The organism is Sphingobacterium nematocida (assembly GCF_900168125.1).
GTDB lineage: Bacteria > Bacteroidota > Bacteroidia > Sphingobacteriales > Sphingobacteriaceae > Sphingobacterium > Sphingobacterium nematocida.
Window position 1 is genome coordinate 19319 of the sequence record NZ_FUZF01000005.1, and the last position, 15718, is coordinate 35036.

14 protein-coding genes and 3 tRNA genes are annotated in these 15718 nt (G+C 38.7%); 8 read left to right on the forward strand and 9 right to left on the reverse strand.

Going from position 1 to position 15718, the window contains the following annotated elements; all coding sequences use genetic code 11:
- Window positions 1-28: 28 nt before the first annotated feature.
- The 4 genes from B5X76_RS07805 to B5X76_RS07820 form a co-directional block, all read right to left on the reverse strand.
- Window positions 29-105 (reverse strand) — tRNA-Ala (locus tag B5X76_RS07805).
- Between the two features lie 27 nt (window positions 106-132).
- Entirely contained in the window at window positions 133-2007 is a 1875-nt protein-coding gene (locus tag B5X76_RS07810; protein WP_176141013.1) for a DUF3857 domain-containing protein, read from the reverse strand.
- A 19-nt stretch (window positions 2008-2026) separates the two neighbouring features.
- Complete coding sequence (locus B5X76_RS07815) at window positions 2027-4009, reverse strand: transglutaminase family protein (RefSeq protein WP_176141014.1); 1983 nt, start codon at window positions 4007-4009, stop codon at window positions 2027-2029.
- A gap of 67 nt (window positions 4010-4076) precedes the next feature.
- Window positions 4077-5855, reverse strand: a complete 1779-nt coding sequence (locus tag B5X76_RS07820) for an ABC transporter ATP-binding protein (RefSeq protein WP_079642558.1) — start codon at window positions 5853-5855, stop codon at window positions 4077-4079.
- Between the two features lie 209 nt (window positions 5856-6064).
- Between B5X76_RS07820 and B5X76_RS07825 the strand changes: the two genes are divergently transcribed.
- From B5X76_RS07825 to B5X76_RS07855, 7 genes are all read left to right on the forward strand, one after another.
- Window positions 6065-7132 carry a Glu/Leu/Phe/Val family dehydrogenase gene (locus B5X76_RS07825; RefSeq protein WP_079642559.1) on the forward strand — a complete coding sequence of 356 codons (1068 nt, stop codon included), beginning with the start codon at window positions 6065-6067 and terminating at the stop codon, window positions 7130-7132.
- A 50-nt stretch (window positions 7133-7182) separates the two neighbouring features.
- Complete coding sequence (nusB, locus tag B5X76_RS07830) at window positions 7183-8130, forward strand: transcription antitermination factor NusB (protein WP_176141015.1); 948 nt, start codon at window positions 7183-7185, stop codon at window positions 8128-8130.
- A gap of 3 nt (window positions 8131-8133) precedes the next feature.
- Entirely contained in the window at window positions 8134-8580 is a 447-nt protein-coding gene (locus B5X76_RS07835; RefSeq protein ID WP_079642560.1) for a DUF1573 domain-containing protein, read from the forward strand.
- Window positions 8581-8609: 29 nt separating this feature from the next.
- Complete coding sequence (gene yajC / locus B5X76_RS07840) at window positions 8610-8930, forward strand: preprotein translocase subunit YajC (protein WP_079642561.1); 321 nt, start codon at window positions 8610-8612, stop codon at window positions 8928-8930.
- A gap of 90 nt (window positions 8931-9020) precedes the next feature.
- On the forward strand, window positions 9021-9968 hold the full coding sequence (locus B5X76_RS07845) for a YbbR-like domain-containing protein (RefSeq protein ID WP_079642562.1): 948 nt from the start codon (window positions 9021-9023) through the stop codon (window positions 9966-9968).
- A gap of 9 nt (window positions 9969-9977) precedes the next feature.
- A complete protein-coding gene (coaE, locus tag B5X76_RS07850; RefSeq protein WP_079642563.1) occupies window positions 9978-10577 on the forward strand; it encodes a dephospho-CoA kinase in 600 nt (199 codons plus the stop codon).
- Window positions 10565-11527 carry an MBL fold metallo-hydrolase gene (locus tag B5X76_RS07855; RefSeq protein ID WP_079642564.1) on the forward strand — a complete coding sequence of 321 codons (963 nt, stop codon included), beginning with the start codon at window positions 10565-10567 and terminating at the stop codon, window positions 11525-11527. Before coaE ends, B5X76_RS07855 begins: the two co-directional genes overlap by 13 nt.
- Window positions 11528-11575: 48 nt before the next feature.
- Here the strand turns inward: B5X76_RS07855 and B5X76_RS07860 are convergent.
- Window positions 11576-11648: transfer RNA gene (locus tag B5X76_RS07860), tRNA-Phe, on the reverse strand.
- 44 nt (window positions 11649-11692) lie between these two features.
- Window positions 11693-11765 (reverse strand) — tRNA-Phe (locus tag B5X76_RS07865).
- 187 nt (window positions 11766-11952) lie between these two features.
- Between B5X76_RS07865 and mnmA the strand changes: the two genes are divergently transcribed.
- Window positions 11953-13044, forward strand: a complete 1092-nt coding sequence (mnmA, locus tag B5X76_RS07870; RefSeq protein ID WP_079642565.1) for a tRNA 2-thiouridine(34) synthase MnmA — start codon at window positions 11953-11955, stop codon at window positions 13042-13044.
- Between the two features lie 12 nt (window positions 13045-13056).
- Here the strand turns inward: mnmA and rimK are convergent, their stop codons facing one another.
- Genes rimK through B5X76_RS07885 form a run of 3 tightly spaced genes read right to left on the reverse strand, consistent with a single transcriptional unit; the run spans window position 13057 to window position 15657 of the window.
- Window positions 13057-13992, reverse strand: coding sequence for a 30S ribosomal protein S6--L-glutamate ligase (gene rimK, locus B5X76_RS07875; protein WP_079642566.1), 936 nt, complete (start codon window positions 13990-13992; stop codon window positions 13057-13059).
- Window positions 13993-14041: 49 nt separating this feature from the next.
- Window positions 14042-14473, reverse strand: coding sequence for an ATP-dependent zinc protease family protein (locus tag B5X76_RS07880; RefSeq protein ID WP_079642567.1), 432 nt, complete (start codon window positions 14471-14473; stop codon window positions 14042-14044).
- 5 nt (window positions 14474-14478) lie between these two features.
- Window positions 14479-15657: an AIR synthase related protein gene (locus tag B5X76_RS07885; protein WP_079642568.1), complete on the reverse strand. Its 1179-nt coding sequence runs from the start codon at window positions 15655-15657 to the stop codon at window positions 14479-14481.
- Window positions 15658-15718: the final 61 nt, after the last annotated feature.

The window sequence follows — 15718 nt, forward strand, 5'->3', positions numbered from 1 at the left end:
GGCAGATTTTTAGATCTGCCTTTTTTAATGGTGGAGAATAACGGATTCGAACCGATGACCTCTTGCCTGCCAGGCAAGCGCTCTAGCCAACTGAGCTAATTCCCCATTAGCTGTTGCAAAGATATAAAATTATTAATCTGTTGCAAGTCTAAGTGTAAATTTCCCTCGATCAGTTTCCGAAACCTCCCGCATAAAGTTGTAGAATTCGATATAGCTCTCTGATTGGTAGGTCCCTTCTTTAATTTCCAGTTTCCGGTAATATAAAAGCTGATCATCTTTCATGCTGATTTGAAGATCATAAGTACCCATAGGAGAATTTATAACTTTATTTATCGGATAAAATCTGTCTTTAATGTTTTCTTGTATGCTGTATGTAATACTGTCAATGTCTGTGTAGCCACGGGTTATGTAAAGAGGATTCGTTCTGTTTTTAGATTCTGGGATGGCTTTAGCCATATTGAATAGGTTTGGAAGGAATATTAGCTGATCGTTGTTCCTTACAACATAGTTCTTTATCGTGATATCTGTTTTTTCAATAACCGCTGATTCTTTTTGGTTTTCTACTTCGTAAGAATGATTTGAAAAGCTAATGTTATCGATGTCATAAAATTGTTTTAACAATTCCTGTTGTTCGCGTTGTCCTTTAGAAACATTCTCAAAATGATTGTCAAATTGAGTGCCGGTAAAAGTTGTTGTTATACTTCCTTGGATATTACCGGTTTCTGTCACTTTAATATGTCCTACTCGGCTTTGCAAATTTTTAGCAGATGGATACTTGGTTGTTCGTAATATTTTCCCCCCGTCGGGTGCACAAGCGAGAACTAGCCTGTCATCAGTAAATTTGCCTAGATAACCGAAGGGATGTTTATTGCTTGTGCATTCGAGCCAGGTGGTATCTTTTTCGAAAGGCAAACATAGTATAATGTGATTGCCATCAACGGCATTTGCAAAGTCTATATCGAGATTTTTTTTCTGGTGCCCTGCCTCGACAATACAGTATAAAGATTCGATACCCGCTTCTTTTAACAAAGCCTGTGTGTAGTTTACGAGCGCTTTGCAATCTCCATATCCCAGTTGTTCTACATAGGAAGCTGGATAAGGCTCAAGTCCCCCAATTCCTATCTGTATACTGACGTAGCGCGTTTTACCCTGCATGTATGCGTATAGCACCTTTGCTTTTTCTTTGTTCGAATTCAGATGTGCCGTAAGTTCTCTTACTTTGTCTTTTGTTTCGGGAGATAATTCCTGCTTGCCTGTTAGAAGATCTTCATGTACCCATTTTCCGAAATCCGACCAACTCCTTACAGTTCCTTTTTTCTTGAAATAGTGAAAAGTTTCCGGGACAACTTTAACGAGGATAGCATCCTGTCGATCAAATGGTTTTAAGGGCTCATCTTTTCGTGCCTTTATGTTTTTCGCAATCCATCGATAAGTTTTAGATTTTTCAGTTGCTGTTATATGAGCGGGTTGAGGTATGTTCTCGCTTTTTATCCGTAATAATTGATCCGATTTACAGCTTAATTCGTATGTGCTACTAATTACAGCAAGATCGGCTAAGTAGTTAGGTTGCCAGTATGGAATAAACAGATTTTGTGTATGTTTTACTTCATAACTATACACAATAGTATAGGGGTAGGTATGAAAGTTTGGAGTATAATGTTTGACCCGTATATCATCAAACATACTGACTTGGCGTGTGGCACTATAATCTTTAAAGTCCTTTTGATTGAATTTGTTAATTTGATTACCGAACTCATCTAAAATCTGTCCCTTTATATCCTTGATTGTTTTGCTCTTGTCATAGTATAACACTAGTTCTGCATGTTTTTCTCCAGCTTTGTTCAGTATCGTTATTACCCTATGAACCGTTTGGGATGAATTTGAATAGTCTATGTCAAAAGCTATGCGTTCTTCCTGTACTACGGCATTCGCGCGACTTAACAGATCTTTTGAAATACCCGATGCCGTATACTGTTGAGCGTTTGCGTGTAGAATACAGAAGGTCATTAATAGTACGGAAATAATTCTATAGAGAAGCATCTGCTGTGTAATTGAATGAGTGATCTATCTTTAGCTGTTGTATTATTCTCGAAAACAATTCTTTTAATCCGAAATACTCATCGGTATTGTATATGGCCTTTTTAAGTGATAGGTGCTGTGTAACATGTAGCGTGTCATCTATCAATTCACTTTTGTAGTTATATCGGGCCGTATTCTCTGGTAATACAAGGCTTATGTTTTTTGGTGACGTCTTTATATTGCTTCCCTTTGGAAGTTTTACAGTTATCGTATGGCTCTCGTCTCTTTTAGAACCGAGATCTACATGATAGTTTCTTTCGTCAAGATTGAAGGGGTTTTTAATAGTACGATTTATAAAAATAGGGTTGAAATAAAAGTTATTTCCTTTTATTTCATCACCGACTCTGACCTCTATGATGAAATTTTCAATAAGAGATATTTCATTGTGATCCAGATTTTCTATGTTAAGTTTTTTTACAGTTATGCTTGTCAGTTTTTCGTCAACAGCTTCTTCGTATTCTTCTACCGAAGGGTACTCAAGTATGTTTCGGCGCTTGCTTATGGCATCCATTCCATTGTATACTATAGCAAGGTTACCCTTTAGTATACCAGTGGGCTCAAGGGAGCCGTCGAAACTGTAGTGAGTCGATGAAATCTGGTTATTGACCAGAGGAATCCATTCCGAGGATTTTTTAGAAAAAATAATTCTGCCTTTTTCGTTGATAAAGCGTATAGGAAGTTCGCCAAAAGGAAGTAGGGGATCGGTTGCGTCTGCGAGATAGGTTTCATTCTGAATCTTAACACCGGCTATTACATAATTAAAATCCGAAATGACAGGGTGGAGATTGTTGGGTACTCCGTTATCGCGTGTGGAAACAAGAATCGGGTAGGATTCTACTCCTACAGCATTGAGAGCAGCAACGAGCGCTAGATTAATATCCGCTGTGTTTCCGTTTTTATTTCTTAAAGCATCTTCAATACCATGTTGTGCGTATTTTCCGTAAATGTTATTCCATTTGATGTTCTGTTGAATCCATTTGAATACATTTTTAGCTTTATCATGTTGGCTAGAGCCGGCATCTATTGATTTGTTCAGCGTTTCTTCTAGTAAGTTTGTTTTTTTTAGTTGCCCGCCAAAATTTTTATCCGTCATGAGTTCTCGGTCTACATCGCTCCATTTTTTTGTGAAAGATTTGACGCCGCCTCCTGACATAGCCATTTCTTCTAACTCAAAACTAACGGCCGAGATGTAGTTTTTTGGCGCCAGCATATAAGCTTCTGTTTTGAAAGCGGGTATACTTTCCATAAAATAGGTGATGTCGGAACAGTCTATTTTGTTTCCATTCAGATGGAGGCATTCGCGTTGTAGTTTCGATCTTGTGTCGGAAAGTTTCAACGGACCTTTTAACGTAATATTGTATTTATAGATTGCAGGAATCAGTACTTGGTAGTCACTTTTTAGTTTGGGGATATCTGTTTGGAATTGCCAGGATCTGAAGTTAAAGATGTCGGGAGATACTAATGTGTATTCCAGTTCTATTATCGACCCGGTCTGGATATCTGGCATCGTAAATTTATTCAGTTTAACAAAATCGCTTCTGTTTTCGAGAAAGATATCTTTGTTTTTGAGAGGAGTGCCTTCTATTTTGCCGTTTACAAGGTTATATGTGGTAGCTTTTATATTCGTAATATATTCAAAGGTTGAACCATATTTATACAGCGGAATAGTGAAATTAGCCTGCTCATATCCTTCCTTTGTGAGGATTCTGATCCGGGTCTTGTAGTGATGAAATACCATTAAGGATCGATCTGATTCGCTTCTGTCAATTTGTGTCTTCCCGTGTTCAAAGAGCGTTATGGCATGGGCGCTAGTATCTATTTCATATACCTTGGTTTCAAAATCGCTGCGTCTTATCGTAGGACTGTCCTCAAATTGTGCCATTAAGCTAGTTGAAATCAACACAAAAAGAGCTAAAAGAATATGTCTCATAACTGAATATCCGGTTTGGTATCTTCCGAAAGTTAGATAAATATAACCCGAATTGCAAACAGAATTGTTACTCTGTGCTTTGCAGCAACTGCTTTTCATAGAGTTCGGCATACTCTCCATTGGCAGCTAACAAGCTGCTATGGTTTCCTTCTTCGATGATACTTCCATTTTCTAGTACAATGATATGATCTGCATTCTTGATCGTTGAAATACGGTGAGCGATAAAAATGGTCGTTTTGTCTCGCATGATACGACTTAAGTTGTGCAGTATTTCTTCCTCAGTTTTTGTGTCTACTGCTGATAGACAGTCGTCAAAAATCAACATTTGAGGGTCTTTGACCAGGGCTCTTGCGATAGAAACACGTTGTTTTTGTCCTCCCGATAGGGTGAGTCCTCTTTCGCCTATATGGGTTTGAAACCCTGCCTCAAAAGCAAGTATATTCTCATATACGGCTGCGTCTTTGGCTGCGGATTCTACTCTATCTATTTCGCAATGATCTAATCCAAAAGCTATATTATTAGCAATAGTGTCGGAGAATAAAAATACCTGTTGTGGTACGAAGCCTATCTGGTGACGTAAGCCTTTTATATGTAAGTTTTTTATATTATTGCCGTCATATGTTATACTGCCTTGATCTGCATCATACATCCTTAAAAGGAGGTTGGCAAGGGTGGATTTTCCAGATCCGGTCTTACCTATGATAGCTAGTGTTTGACCTGCTTTGATACTAATATTTATATTGCTTAATGCCTTGATACCAGTCTCTGGATAAGTAAACGAAAGGTTCTCGATACGGATATTCCCATCCAGTTTTTGCGTAATTGTACCACTGATAATTTCGGGTTTTGTGTTGAGGAATTCATTAATTCTTTTCTGAGAAGCTGCTGCTCTCTGAATTAGTGAAGTAACCCAGGCCAAAGCCATTGCCGGAAATGTCAGTTGGTTTACGTACATAATGAACTCTGCAATATTTCCAGCTGTTATGGTTCCCTTATTTACTTCTATTCCACCGATATAGACTGTGACAATGGTGCTAAACCCGACAAGAAATATGATTAATGGGAAAAATATCGCCTGTACTTTGACGAGATCCAAAGAGCTGTTGCGGTAGACATTGCTTTCATGTGCAAATTCAGCCATTTTTTGTTCTTCTTGAGTGTAGGTCTTTATGACTCTTATCCCAGAGAAGGTTTCTTGTACAAATGACGAAAGTTTTGACAACTGCGCTTGGATTTTAGAGCTCCGCTTATTTATAATTCGATTTACAATCAAGATGATTAGCGATATGATGGGGATCGGTATTAATGCATATGAAGCTAGCGTGGGATTGACATCGTACATCGCGTATATAATCATCACAGAGAGCGTTACTGTATTGATTGCATACATGATAGCTGGGCCTAAATAGTTTCGTACCTGATTGACATCCTCTGTTGCTCTGTTCATGAGATCTCCAGTATTGTTCTTTCTGAAGAATGAAAAATCAAGCTCTTGGTAGTGTCGGTATATTTCATTCTTCAAATCGTATTCGATGTGCCTAGATATGAGAATAATGGATTGTCGCATCAGGAATAGAAAAATACCTCTCAACAAAGCTAAGACAAGTACCACCGCTCCAAAAAAGAGTAAACTGCTACCAAATACTTGGTACATGAGGTCTTGTCGTTCAAAACCGTCATAAAGTCGATACAGGTCTATATTCTCTTTGACCAAATCAAATGCTTCCCGAATTACCTTTGCTGGTAAGATTCCAAAATAATTAGAGATGATAACGAAAATAACACCTGGAATTAAGCGCCATTTATACTTGTAAAAATATTTGTTGAGGTAAGATAGTTCTTTCATGTTCTGTGTCTATTACAAATGTAATGGTTTCACTTTAATATCTTTTGGCTGTTTTGCGCTTATTCGTCATATAATTCTCTAAAAGCTATCTTATTTAATGTGCATTTGGATTTTACGACGGTGTATATTTCAATAAATAGCAGATAAAACGAATTAATTTTTTATTTTTGTACAGCTTTTTAGGATAGTTTTATATTATTTCTTTTGATATGCAAAACGCTTCAGTTTTTGATTTGATGGCCGTTTCCGGACATCAAAATTTATTTTTTTGCAATGATCCATTGGTCGGTTTGAAGGCCATTGTTGCTATTCATGATACGACGTTAGGTCCAGCAATAGGTGGGGTTCGGATGTTGCCTTATGAGTCTGAAGAAGAAGCTATCGAAGATGCTTTACGTCTTTCAAAAGCAATCACTTATAAGTCTTCGTTGGCAGGATTGAATCTTGGCGGTGGTTGTGCTGTTATAATTGGCAATAATCGTACAGAAAAGACCGAGATTCTTATGCGTCGTTTTGGTAAGTTTGTAGCCGGGCTTAACGGTAATTTTATCGCTTCTATTGATGTTGGAACTACGCAAAAGGATCTTGAATATATCCATGCAGAGACAGATTATGTTGCAGGCCTGCCCACTTCTATGAATGGAGGAGGTGATACGACTGTTTTCGCTGCAAGAGGAGTTTTTTACGGGATAAAAGCTTCTATAAAGGAGTTGTATGGAGATGATTCGCTTGCAGGGAGAAAGATAGCGGTTCAAGGAGTTGGTTCAGTAGGAGAGCAGTTGGTGTCGATGTTGCGTGCAGAGAATGCCCGTGTTTATGTCTCGGATATGACGGAAGAGCGTAAGATGAAAGTCGCTGCTAAGTACAAAGCTGAACCTATCCAGTATGCGACCAGTTATGAACTTGATGTGGATGTATATGCTCCTTGTGCATTAGGAGGAACAGTTAATCCGGATACAGTGCCTAAGATGCGCTGCAAGATTATCGCTGGATCGGCCAATAATCAATTGAAAGACGAAGAACGTACAATTCAATTGTTGAAAGAACATAATATTCTGTATACACCCGACTTTTTGATCAATTCAGGAGCACTAATTAGCTGTTATTCTGAGTTAGAAGGATATGGAACAGACCGGACGGAGTCTTTAATCCGTAATATATATAGCGCTACGCGCCATGTTTTACAAACATCTAGAGAAGAAGGTATAACTACATTTGAAGCAGCTAGACAATTGGCAGAAAGGCGTATCAATGATATGACTAAGCTGAGAAGGTAGTTTGTATTCTTTAATAATCGTTCTTATAAAATAATCGTTCTTATTAAAATATGTTAAACAGAAGACACCTTAGAGTTAAGGTATTGCAGACGCTTTATGCGTACAGTTTATCCGAAGATAAACAGGTTAAAGATTTTGAAAAGGCACTTTTCAAAAATGTTGAAGAGGTCAATGAAATGTATATCTGGACATTGAATCTATTGGATGAAGTGGCAGAATATGTGGTCTTGGACCAAGAAAGCCGTGCGGCGAAGTTTTTGCCGACGGAGAAGGATAAAATGTTGACTGCAAAATTGAATGGTAACACCTTTATTGAGTCGTTACGGCAGAATCGTACCTATCTCGAGTTGGTTAAGAAGTATAAGGTGTCTTGGGGGTTTGATCCCGAAATTGTACGTTCAATTTTTGCCCAGCTTAAGGATTCTGAGGCCTATCTTGAGTATTTAGCTTTAGAAGATCAAAGTATAAATGCTGAAAAAGATATCATCAAGTATATCTTTAAAAAGATTATCTTAAAATCAGTAGATATTGAGCAGGTTTTTGAAGATAAGTTTATCAATTGGCCAGTAGATAAGGAAGTTCTTCAGGCGATGATTGCTAAAACTTTTAAAAACTTTAGTTCAGAAAACCCTTCTAATAATAAGTTGGCAGAGCTTACTCCGAATTGGGATGAAGACGAAGAGTTTATCTCCGAATTATTAAAGACATCTGTTCGGTATGGAGATGAGTACCAGGCATTGATTGCGGCAAAAACAAAGAATTGGGAGGCAGACCGTATTGCGTTAATGGATATTTTGTTAATGCGTATGGCGATTAGTGAGCTTATAAACTTTCCGTCAATTCCAGTGAAAGTTACTATAAATGAGTATATTGAGCTTTCTAAGTCGTTTAGTACTTTGAAGAGTAACACATTTATTAATGGTATTTTGGATAAAATCCTAGCTGACTTAACGAAGGAAGGACGTATTCGTAAAGCGGGTAGGGGATTAAAGGATTAACTTATGAAATTTAGAAACACACTTTTGGCTTTTTCGATTTTGGGATTTATGGCTTCTTGTGGAAACCAGGGAGATACGAATGTCAATAAAGGGACAACTGCTATCGCAGCTTCTGTCACTGACAGTACACATTCGGAGCAGGGATCTATTGAGTTTGAGAACGCTGTATTTGATTTCGGTAAGGTAAAAGAAGGTGCTGTTGTGGAGCATGTTTTTAAGTTTACGAATGGAGGAACAGCTCCAGTAATATTGTCTCAGGTGTCGGCTTCTTGTGGTTGTACTACACCGGATTTTACAAAAGAACCTATTCTTCCAGGCAAAACAGGTGAGATAAAAGTGAGTTTTAATAGTTTAGGCCAAGTAGGTACACAGCAAAAAATTGTAACAGTGAGTTCGAACGCTGAACCGAGAGTTACAACTGTTCAAATTAAAGGGGTGGTCGAAAAGTAGATCAGTAATTTATAACTAATTAAATAATAATGATATCAACATTTTTTTTACAAGCTGCAGGTGGCGGTGGATTCATGAGTTTTTTACCAATGATTTTGATCGTTGTTGTATTTTATTTTTTCATGATCAGGCCACAGATGAAAAAACAGAAAGACCATAAGAAATATATTCAAGAATTGGACGTAAACTCTAAAGTAGTTACTACTGCTGGGATACACGGACGTATCGTAGAAGTAAGTGAAACTACCTTTTTAGTTGATGTAGGTTCTGGGGTTCGTATTCGTTTTGATAAGTCGGCAATCTCATTGGATGCGTCTCGTGCAGCTAACACAGAGGTTAAGAAAGATTAATTTTTTCTCTTAGAAAAATCAAGAGCCATTCAGTATGTTGAATGGCTTTTTTTTTCGTTAATATAGGGCATTTTATCTAAGTTTGTATATATGAAGCAAAGGAGAATTAGTAAAATACAGCGTCGTAAGATTTCAATTTTCGTGCGTTGTCTTATTATTTCTTTTATCGCATGGTTGTTGATCGCCATCTCTAACAAGTATACATTTACGGTCAAAGCAGGTATCGAATATGTGAATATACCAGAAAAACGGGCTTTTCATCCATTACAGTCTGATACAGTCAATGTTCGGGTAAAGATGAGTGGGTGGAATGTTTTATTGTCCCGATTGAATCCTGATACAGCAAATATTCAAGTTGATTTAAGTAGCCTAAGTACGCGTAATTATATTGTTTTCTCCAATCAGATTGGATTTATTAATAGGCAATTCCCTGTGGACAAACAGGTGATCAGCGTAGGACCGGATACCCTATATTTTGATTTTTCAAAACAGACCCAACGTAAGGTGCCAGTTCGAGTGCCTATGCATCTTGGATTTAAGAAACAGTACGGAGTTATTGGAGCTACTCGGACGACTCCGGAATACGTTACGATAACGGGGCCTTTGGAGGATGTTGCCAATATTGAGTATCTAGAGACTGACAGTATCTTCGGTACCCAAGTTCATACCGATATACGTACCGTATCAAATATTAATAAGCGACAACGTACAAATGTGACGATTTACCCCACCTTTGCGGAGGTTGTTATCCCGATAGGAGAGCTTACAGAGAAAGTTATTGAAATACCCATCAAGGTTGAGAATGAGGGACGTTATACTTCTGTCCGTACTATACCCAGTAAGGTGACGATTACCACTTTGGTCTCATTAAAGGATTTTAGTAAATGGACTGCACGTGATTTTGAAGCTATTGTCGACTTGGATAATTGGGAGGAAAATCGTGTCAAGAGTTTGCCTGTCCTATTGACAAAGGTTCCTGATTTTGTCAAAGTTGTGAAAATTGAGCCGCAGAATGTTGATTTTTTTGTGCGCAAGTAAATATTAGTTATGACTATAAAAGTTGGTATTACAGGGGGGATAGGGTCTGGAAAGAGTTTTGTATCCAGTATATTTAAGACGATGGGAATTCCTTTTTATGATGCGGATCGTGAAGCAAAGTTCTTAATGAATCACGATCTAGATTTAAGAAGGGGATTGATCGATATCTTCGGCGTAGAGGTTTATCAAGCTGATGGTTCTTTGGATAGAAGGTGGCTGGCGAAACAGGTTTTCGGGGATAGTGATAAATTGAACTTATTAAATAGTATAGTCCATCCGATCGTAATCCGGCATGCTGAGCGATGGGCGGAAAAACAAATTGCAGCATATAGTCTCAAAGAGGCAGCATTGCTTATTGAAAGCGGTTCTTATAAGTCACTGGATTGTCTCATTTTGGTCCGTGCTCCGGAGCCACTAAGAATTGAACGTGTCATGCAGAGGGATAATGTTTCCCGCGCAGAAGTCATTGAACGGATAAACAAACAGATGACTGAAGAAGAAAAGCAAAAATATGTGAATTTTACTATTCTAAATGATGGAGTAAGCCCTTTACTTCCTCAAATATTACAAATACATCAACAGATTTTAGATAGACAATGGTCGAAATAATTGACGACTTTTTAATAGAAACGACACTGGGTTATTATTGTCGTATTGGTAATTTTTATATTGATCCAAAGCATCCGGTACAACATGCCGTAATATCGCACGCGCATGGTGATCATGCTGTGCCAGGACATCAGGAGATATACTGTACGGCAGCTACTGCTGCATTTATGCAATATCGATTTACGAAGCAAGCCTTATCATCTTACAAGCTTCAACCATTTGACAAATGCTTTGTTTTTAATGGTGTGGAGGTTACTTTTATACCTGCCGGGCATATTCTAGGATCTGCTCAGATTTTGATGGTGTATAGAGGCGTACGGTATCTCTACACTGGTGATTATAAGTTGCAGGAGGACGCGACATGCGAGCCCATTGCTTACGTTAAAGCTGACGTATTGATTACCGAAACTACATTTGCATATCCAGATGTCATCCATCCCGATCCCGTAGAAGAGATCAAGAAGTTGGGACAGCAGTCTGTCCATATTATGTTAGGCTGTTATTCATTAGGGAAGGCACAGCGTCTTACATATCTTCTTAATACCTATTGTCCGCAGAAGGAGGTATTCGTGCATCACAGTATGGCTCCTATCCACCGCATTTACGATCAATTGGGCTTTGTTAAGCTCAAATATGAGTTGTATCACAGAAAGGCTTTGAAGGAAGGGAAAGACAAGGTGTATTTAGTTCCTCCTATGACATTCAATCATTATACAAGGGCTAAAAATGTAATTCGCGTTTTTGCATCTGGATGGAAGCGTCTGCAGCGACAGAATGATTTGTCGTTATATATTTCTGATCACATTGATTGGAATGATTTGTTAACTTATATCGAACGAGTGGAGCCGCTAGAGATTTGGACTGTACACGGAGAGGGGGCACATCTATGTTCAGTCTATAGCGATACAAAGAAAGTCAGAAATATTTTGAAAGAGTCCGGAGTCGATTAGATTATTCATAAATAAAAAAAGACTATCTAAAGAGATAGTCTTTTTTTGTGGTGCCAGCTGGATTCGAACCAGCGACACAAGGATTTTCAGTCCTTTGCTCTACCGACTGAGCTATGGCACCTTACCAAGTTTTTGTTTAGAATCTGTTACTTGTCAGATTTTGGGTGGTGCCAGCTGGATTCGAACCAGCGACACAAGGATTTTCAGTCCTTTGCTCTACCAACTGAGCTATGGCACCTTTTTTTGCAATCCGTTTTACCGTTCTTGCGATGCAAATATAGCTTCTCTTTTTGGATTCTAAAACATTTATATGAAAAAAAAACAGGATATATGTACAAATGGTTGATTTTGATTGAGATAAAATTACACGAAATAAACACAGGGATAAATGATTTTAGGGTATCTTTGCATTTTATTAAAATAGTATGAGTAAAAGAGGAAGAGTATTGGTAGCGATGAGTGGCGGTGTTGATAGTTCGGTAGCGGCCGTCATGTTGCACGAGCAAGGTTACGAAGTGATCGGAATAACGATGAAAACTTGGGATTACGCTAGTTCCGGAGGTTCGTCGAAGGAAACGGGATGTTGTAGCTTAGACAGTATTAATGATGCTCGGTCTCTTGCTGTAAATTATGGATTTCCCCATTTTATTTTAGATATACGCAATGAATTTGGTGATTATGTGATTGATAATTTCGTCGATGAGTATATCGCAGGACGTACCCCTAATCCTTGTGTGTTGTGTAATACGCATATCAAATGGGAGGCATTAATCAAAAGAGCAAATAAGCTGGATTGTGAATTTATTGCTACAGGGCATTATGCGAATATCCGTCAACACGATAATGGGCGTTATGTGATTTCTAAAGGACTTGACGAACATAAAGACCAATCTTATGTCCTGTGGGGAGTCACTCAGGAAAACCTAGCCCGGACACAGTTTCCATTGGGCGGTTTTCACAAATCAGAGATTAAACAGATGGCATTGGATATGGGGCAAAAGGAACTTGCTAACAAATCGGAAAGTTATGAGATATGTTTTGTGCCTAATAACGATTATAGAGAGTTTTTAAGGCATAAAAAGCCTTCCCTTGATCAAGAGATAGGTCCAGGTAATTTTTTGCTCTCAGATGGCACCGTAGTAGGGCAACATATCGGTTATCCTTATTTCACAATCGGTCAACGTAAGGGGCTAGGAATTGCACTAGGTAAACCAATGTTTGTGATTGAGATTTTACCAGAAAGTAATTCGGTTGTCTTGGGCGAAGAGCACGAGTTGGAGCGTTCACAGGCATTTGTACGTAATATTAATTTAGTGAAGTACGCTTCTTTGGAAGAGCCTATGGAAGCTATTACTAAAATTAGATACAAAGATGCTGGTGCGGTATCTACCTTGACCCAACAGGGGGATATCATGCAAGTGGACTTTCCTCATGCGGTGAAAGGTATTGCACCGGGGCAATCAGCCGTATTTTATGAAGGTAATGATCTAGTTGGTGGAGGATTTTTAATGAAATAAGCTTTAGAATTTCTAAAGCTTACTTTCTTTTTTAACCTTTCGTTTTACAACAACTTGACGAAGCTGTTGTTTGGCTTCATATTGAGTTTCGAGGTATTTTATAATTTCACCTGCGATATCTTTGTGTGTAGCTTTCTCGATGCCTTCTAAACCGGGGGAGGAGTTTACTTCTAGAATTAATGGGCCTCTTGTTGAAGGTAGCATATCGACCCCTGCGACAGTAAGTCCCATTGCTCGGGCAGCTGCGATAGCAGTTTCCCTTTCTTTGCGGGTTAATTTGACGATTTCGGCAGTTCCTCCTCGATGTAGATTCGATCTGAATTCTCCTTCTTTAGCGGTTCTTTTCATGGCACCTACAACTTTTCCGTCGACTACAAAAGCACGTATGTCCGTACCTTTGGCCTCTTTGATATATTCTTGAATCAGGATGTTGTTGCCTAAGCCATAGAATGCTTCGATCACAGAGGAAGCTGCTTTTTTAGTTTCGGCCAATACCACACCTATTCCTTGTGTTCCTTCTAACAATTTGATGACCAGAGGAGCACCACCTACCATGTTGATAAGATCATCTACATCTGAGGTCGTTCGGGCAAATCCTGTGATAGGTAAACCTAATCCTGCCCCTGAAAGTATCTGCATACATCTTAGCTTGTCTCGTGAGCGGGTTATCGCCTGACTTGGATTGGCAGATATTACATTCATTACTTCGAATTGACGTACGATTGCTGATCCGTAAAATGTTACCGAAGCACCAATACGTGGTATGATAGCATCTATATCTGTTATGTTCTCTCCGCGGTAATGGATGCTTGGTTTTCCTTGCTGTATTCCTACATAGCATTTGCTGTGATCCATAACAACGCATTCGTGGCCTCTAGCAGAGGCAGCTTCGACTAGACGTTGTGTGGAGTATAGATTTTTATTTGTAGATAGTATTGCTATTTTCACGAATGTGCTTATTTAAAATATAAAACAAATGGGTAGGCTAAAGGTTTGATTAAAAGCTGTTTCTAGAAAGGTTTTTCTTGGAAACATCTACAAGGAATTTTCCGCTTATGAAGTTCCTACCTAACAACATAGGGTAGGACATAGAAGATCGATCTCTTAAGGATAATTTAATATCATAAAGAGCATCAAACATACGGATTTTAGTCAAAAATATATGACGGGTTTCTGTCTGACCAAACGAACTTTTTACCACACGCTCTCGATGGATAGGAAAAGTCAATGTTAATATTTCGTCTTCTTCCAAATGCGGCTTGATATGGCAGGTTATAAAACGGTGTCCATCTTTCTCCTGAATCTCAAAATCTTCACAGTGTAGCACCGAGGTTTCGGCCCCGGTGTCTATTTTGGATTCTATATTGTACATCCCCAATTCGGGAAGATCTACAATTTCATACCTGCCTATAGTCAGCTTCTCTTTCACGTATCTTATTCGTAGATAAATGTGCCATAAGGCGATTTGATGGTGACCTGCTTCTTATGGCTATCTTCTACACGACCTATCACTTGAGCCGGTATTCCAAAAGATTCTGATATTTGAATGATATCCTGAGCGATTTCTTCAGGCACATATAGTTCCATACGGTGTCCCATATTAAATACTTTATACATTTCCTGCCAATCTGTATTTGACTCTTTTTGAATGAGGTCAAATAAAGGAGGGATTGGGAAAAGATTGTCTTTAATCACGTGTACGTTATCAACAAAATGAAGCACTTTGGTCTGTGCACCGCCCGAGCAGTGTACCATGCCGTCAATCTGACTTCTGTATTTGTCTAAAATAACTTTTATTACGGGGGCGTAGGTGCGTGTTGGAGATAAAACGAGTTTTCCTGCAGTTACCTCTTCGCCGGTCTCTACTTTTATGGTATCCGTTAACGTTTTTCCACCAGCAAATACTAAATCATAAGGTACCGCGGGGTCAAAGCTTTCTGGGTATTTCTCTGCTACATATTTGCTGAAAACGTCATGACGAGCAGATGTAAGCCCATTTGATCCCATGCCACCGTTGTATTCTTTTTCATAAGTCGCTTGACCATAAGATGCTAATCCTACGATGACGTTGCCTCCTTGTATTTTGTGGTTGGATATAACATCTTCGCGTCTCATCCGGCAGGTAACTGTACTATCTACAATGATCGTACGAACTAAGTCTCCTACATCGGCGGTTTCGCCTCCTGTAGAATAAATTCCAATTCCCAACTGACGGAGTTCCGCGAGAATCTCTTCCGTACCATTGATAATCTCTGCGATCACCTCACCCGGAATGTTGTTTTTATTACGCCCGATTGTAGACGATAGAATAATATTGTCTATCGCTCCCACACATAGTAGATCGTCTAGGTTCATAATGATTGCATCTTGAGCAATACCTCTCCACACGGATACATCACCTGTTTCTTTCCAATAGACATAAGCCAGAGAAGATTTTGTCCCAGCTCCGTCCGCATGCATGATATTACACCAGTTTTCGTCTGCCCCCAAAATATCAGGTATGATTTTGCAAAAAGCTTTTGGGTATAAACCTTTATCAATATTCTTTATAGCATTGTGTACATCCTCTTTTCCAGCGGACACACCTCTTTGATTGTATTTTAAGTCTGACATCTTGCCACAAAAATAAACATTGCTTATGACTATAGCGAAAGTTTTTCTGTAAGTATTTATT

What these genes read in the sequence shown, in the direction of transcription:
- B5X76_RS07810 (WP_176141013.1), bottom strand. Translation starts at nt 2,007, where the DNA reads ATGACCTTCTGTATTCTACACGCAAACGCTCAACAGTATACGGCATCG.
- B5X76_RS07815 (WP_176141014.1), bottom strand. Translation starts at nt 4,009, where the DNA reads ATGAGACATATTCTTTTAGCTCTTTTTGTGTTGATTTCAACTAGCTTA.
- B5X76_RS07820 (WP_079642558.1), bottom strand. Translation starts at nt 5,855, where the DNA reads ATGAAAGAACTATCTTACCTCAACAAATATTTTTACAAGTATAAATGG.
- B5X76_RS07825 (WP_079642559.1), top strand. Translation starts at nt 6,065, where the DNA reads ATGCAAAACGCTTCAGTTTTTGATTTGATGGCCGTTTCCGGACATCAA.
- nusB (WP_176141015.1), top strand. Translation starts at nt 7,183, where the DNA reads ATGTTAAACAGAAGACACCTTAGAGTTAAGGTATTGCAGACGCTTTAT.
- B5X76_RS07835 (WP_079642560.1), top strand. Translation starts at nt 8,134, where the DNA reads ATGAAATTTAGAAACACACTTTTGGCTTTTTCGATTTTGGGATTTATG.
- yajC (WP_079642561.1), top strand. Translation starts at nt 8,610, where the DNA reads ATGATATCAACATTTTTTTTACAAGCTGCAGGTGGCGGTGGATTCATG.
- B5X76_RS07845 (WP_079642562.1), top strand. Translation starts at nt 9,021, where the DNA reads ATGAAGCAAAGGAGAATTAGTAAAATACAGCGTCGTAAGATTTCAATT.
- coaE (WP_079642563.1), top strand. Translation starts at nt 9,978, where the DNA reads ATGACTATAAAAGTTGGTATTACAGGGGGGATAGGGTCTGGAAAGAGT.
- B5X76_RS07855 (WP_079642564.1), top strand. Translation starts at nt 10,565, where the DNA reads ATGGTCGAAATAATTGACGACTTTTTAATAGAAACGACACTGGGTTAT.
- mnmA (WP_079642565.1), top strand. Translation starts at nt 11,953, where the DNA reads ATGAGTAAAAGAGGAAGAGTATTGGTAGCGATGAGTGGCGGTGTTGAT.
- B5X76_RS07885 (WP_079642568.1), bottom strand. Translation starts at nt 15,657, where the DNA reads ATGTCAGACTTAAAATACAATCAAAGAGGTGTGTCCGCTGGAAAAGAG.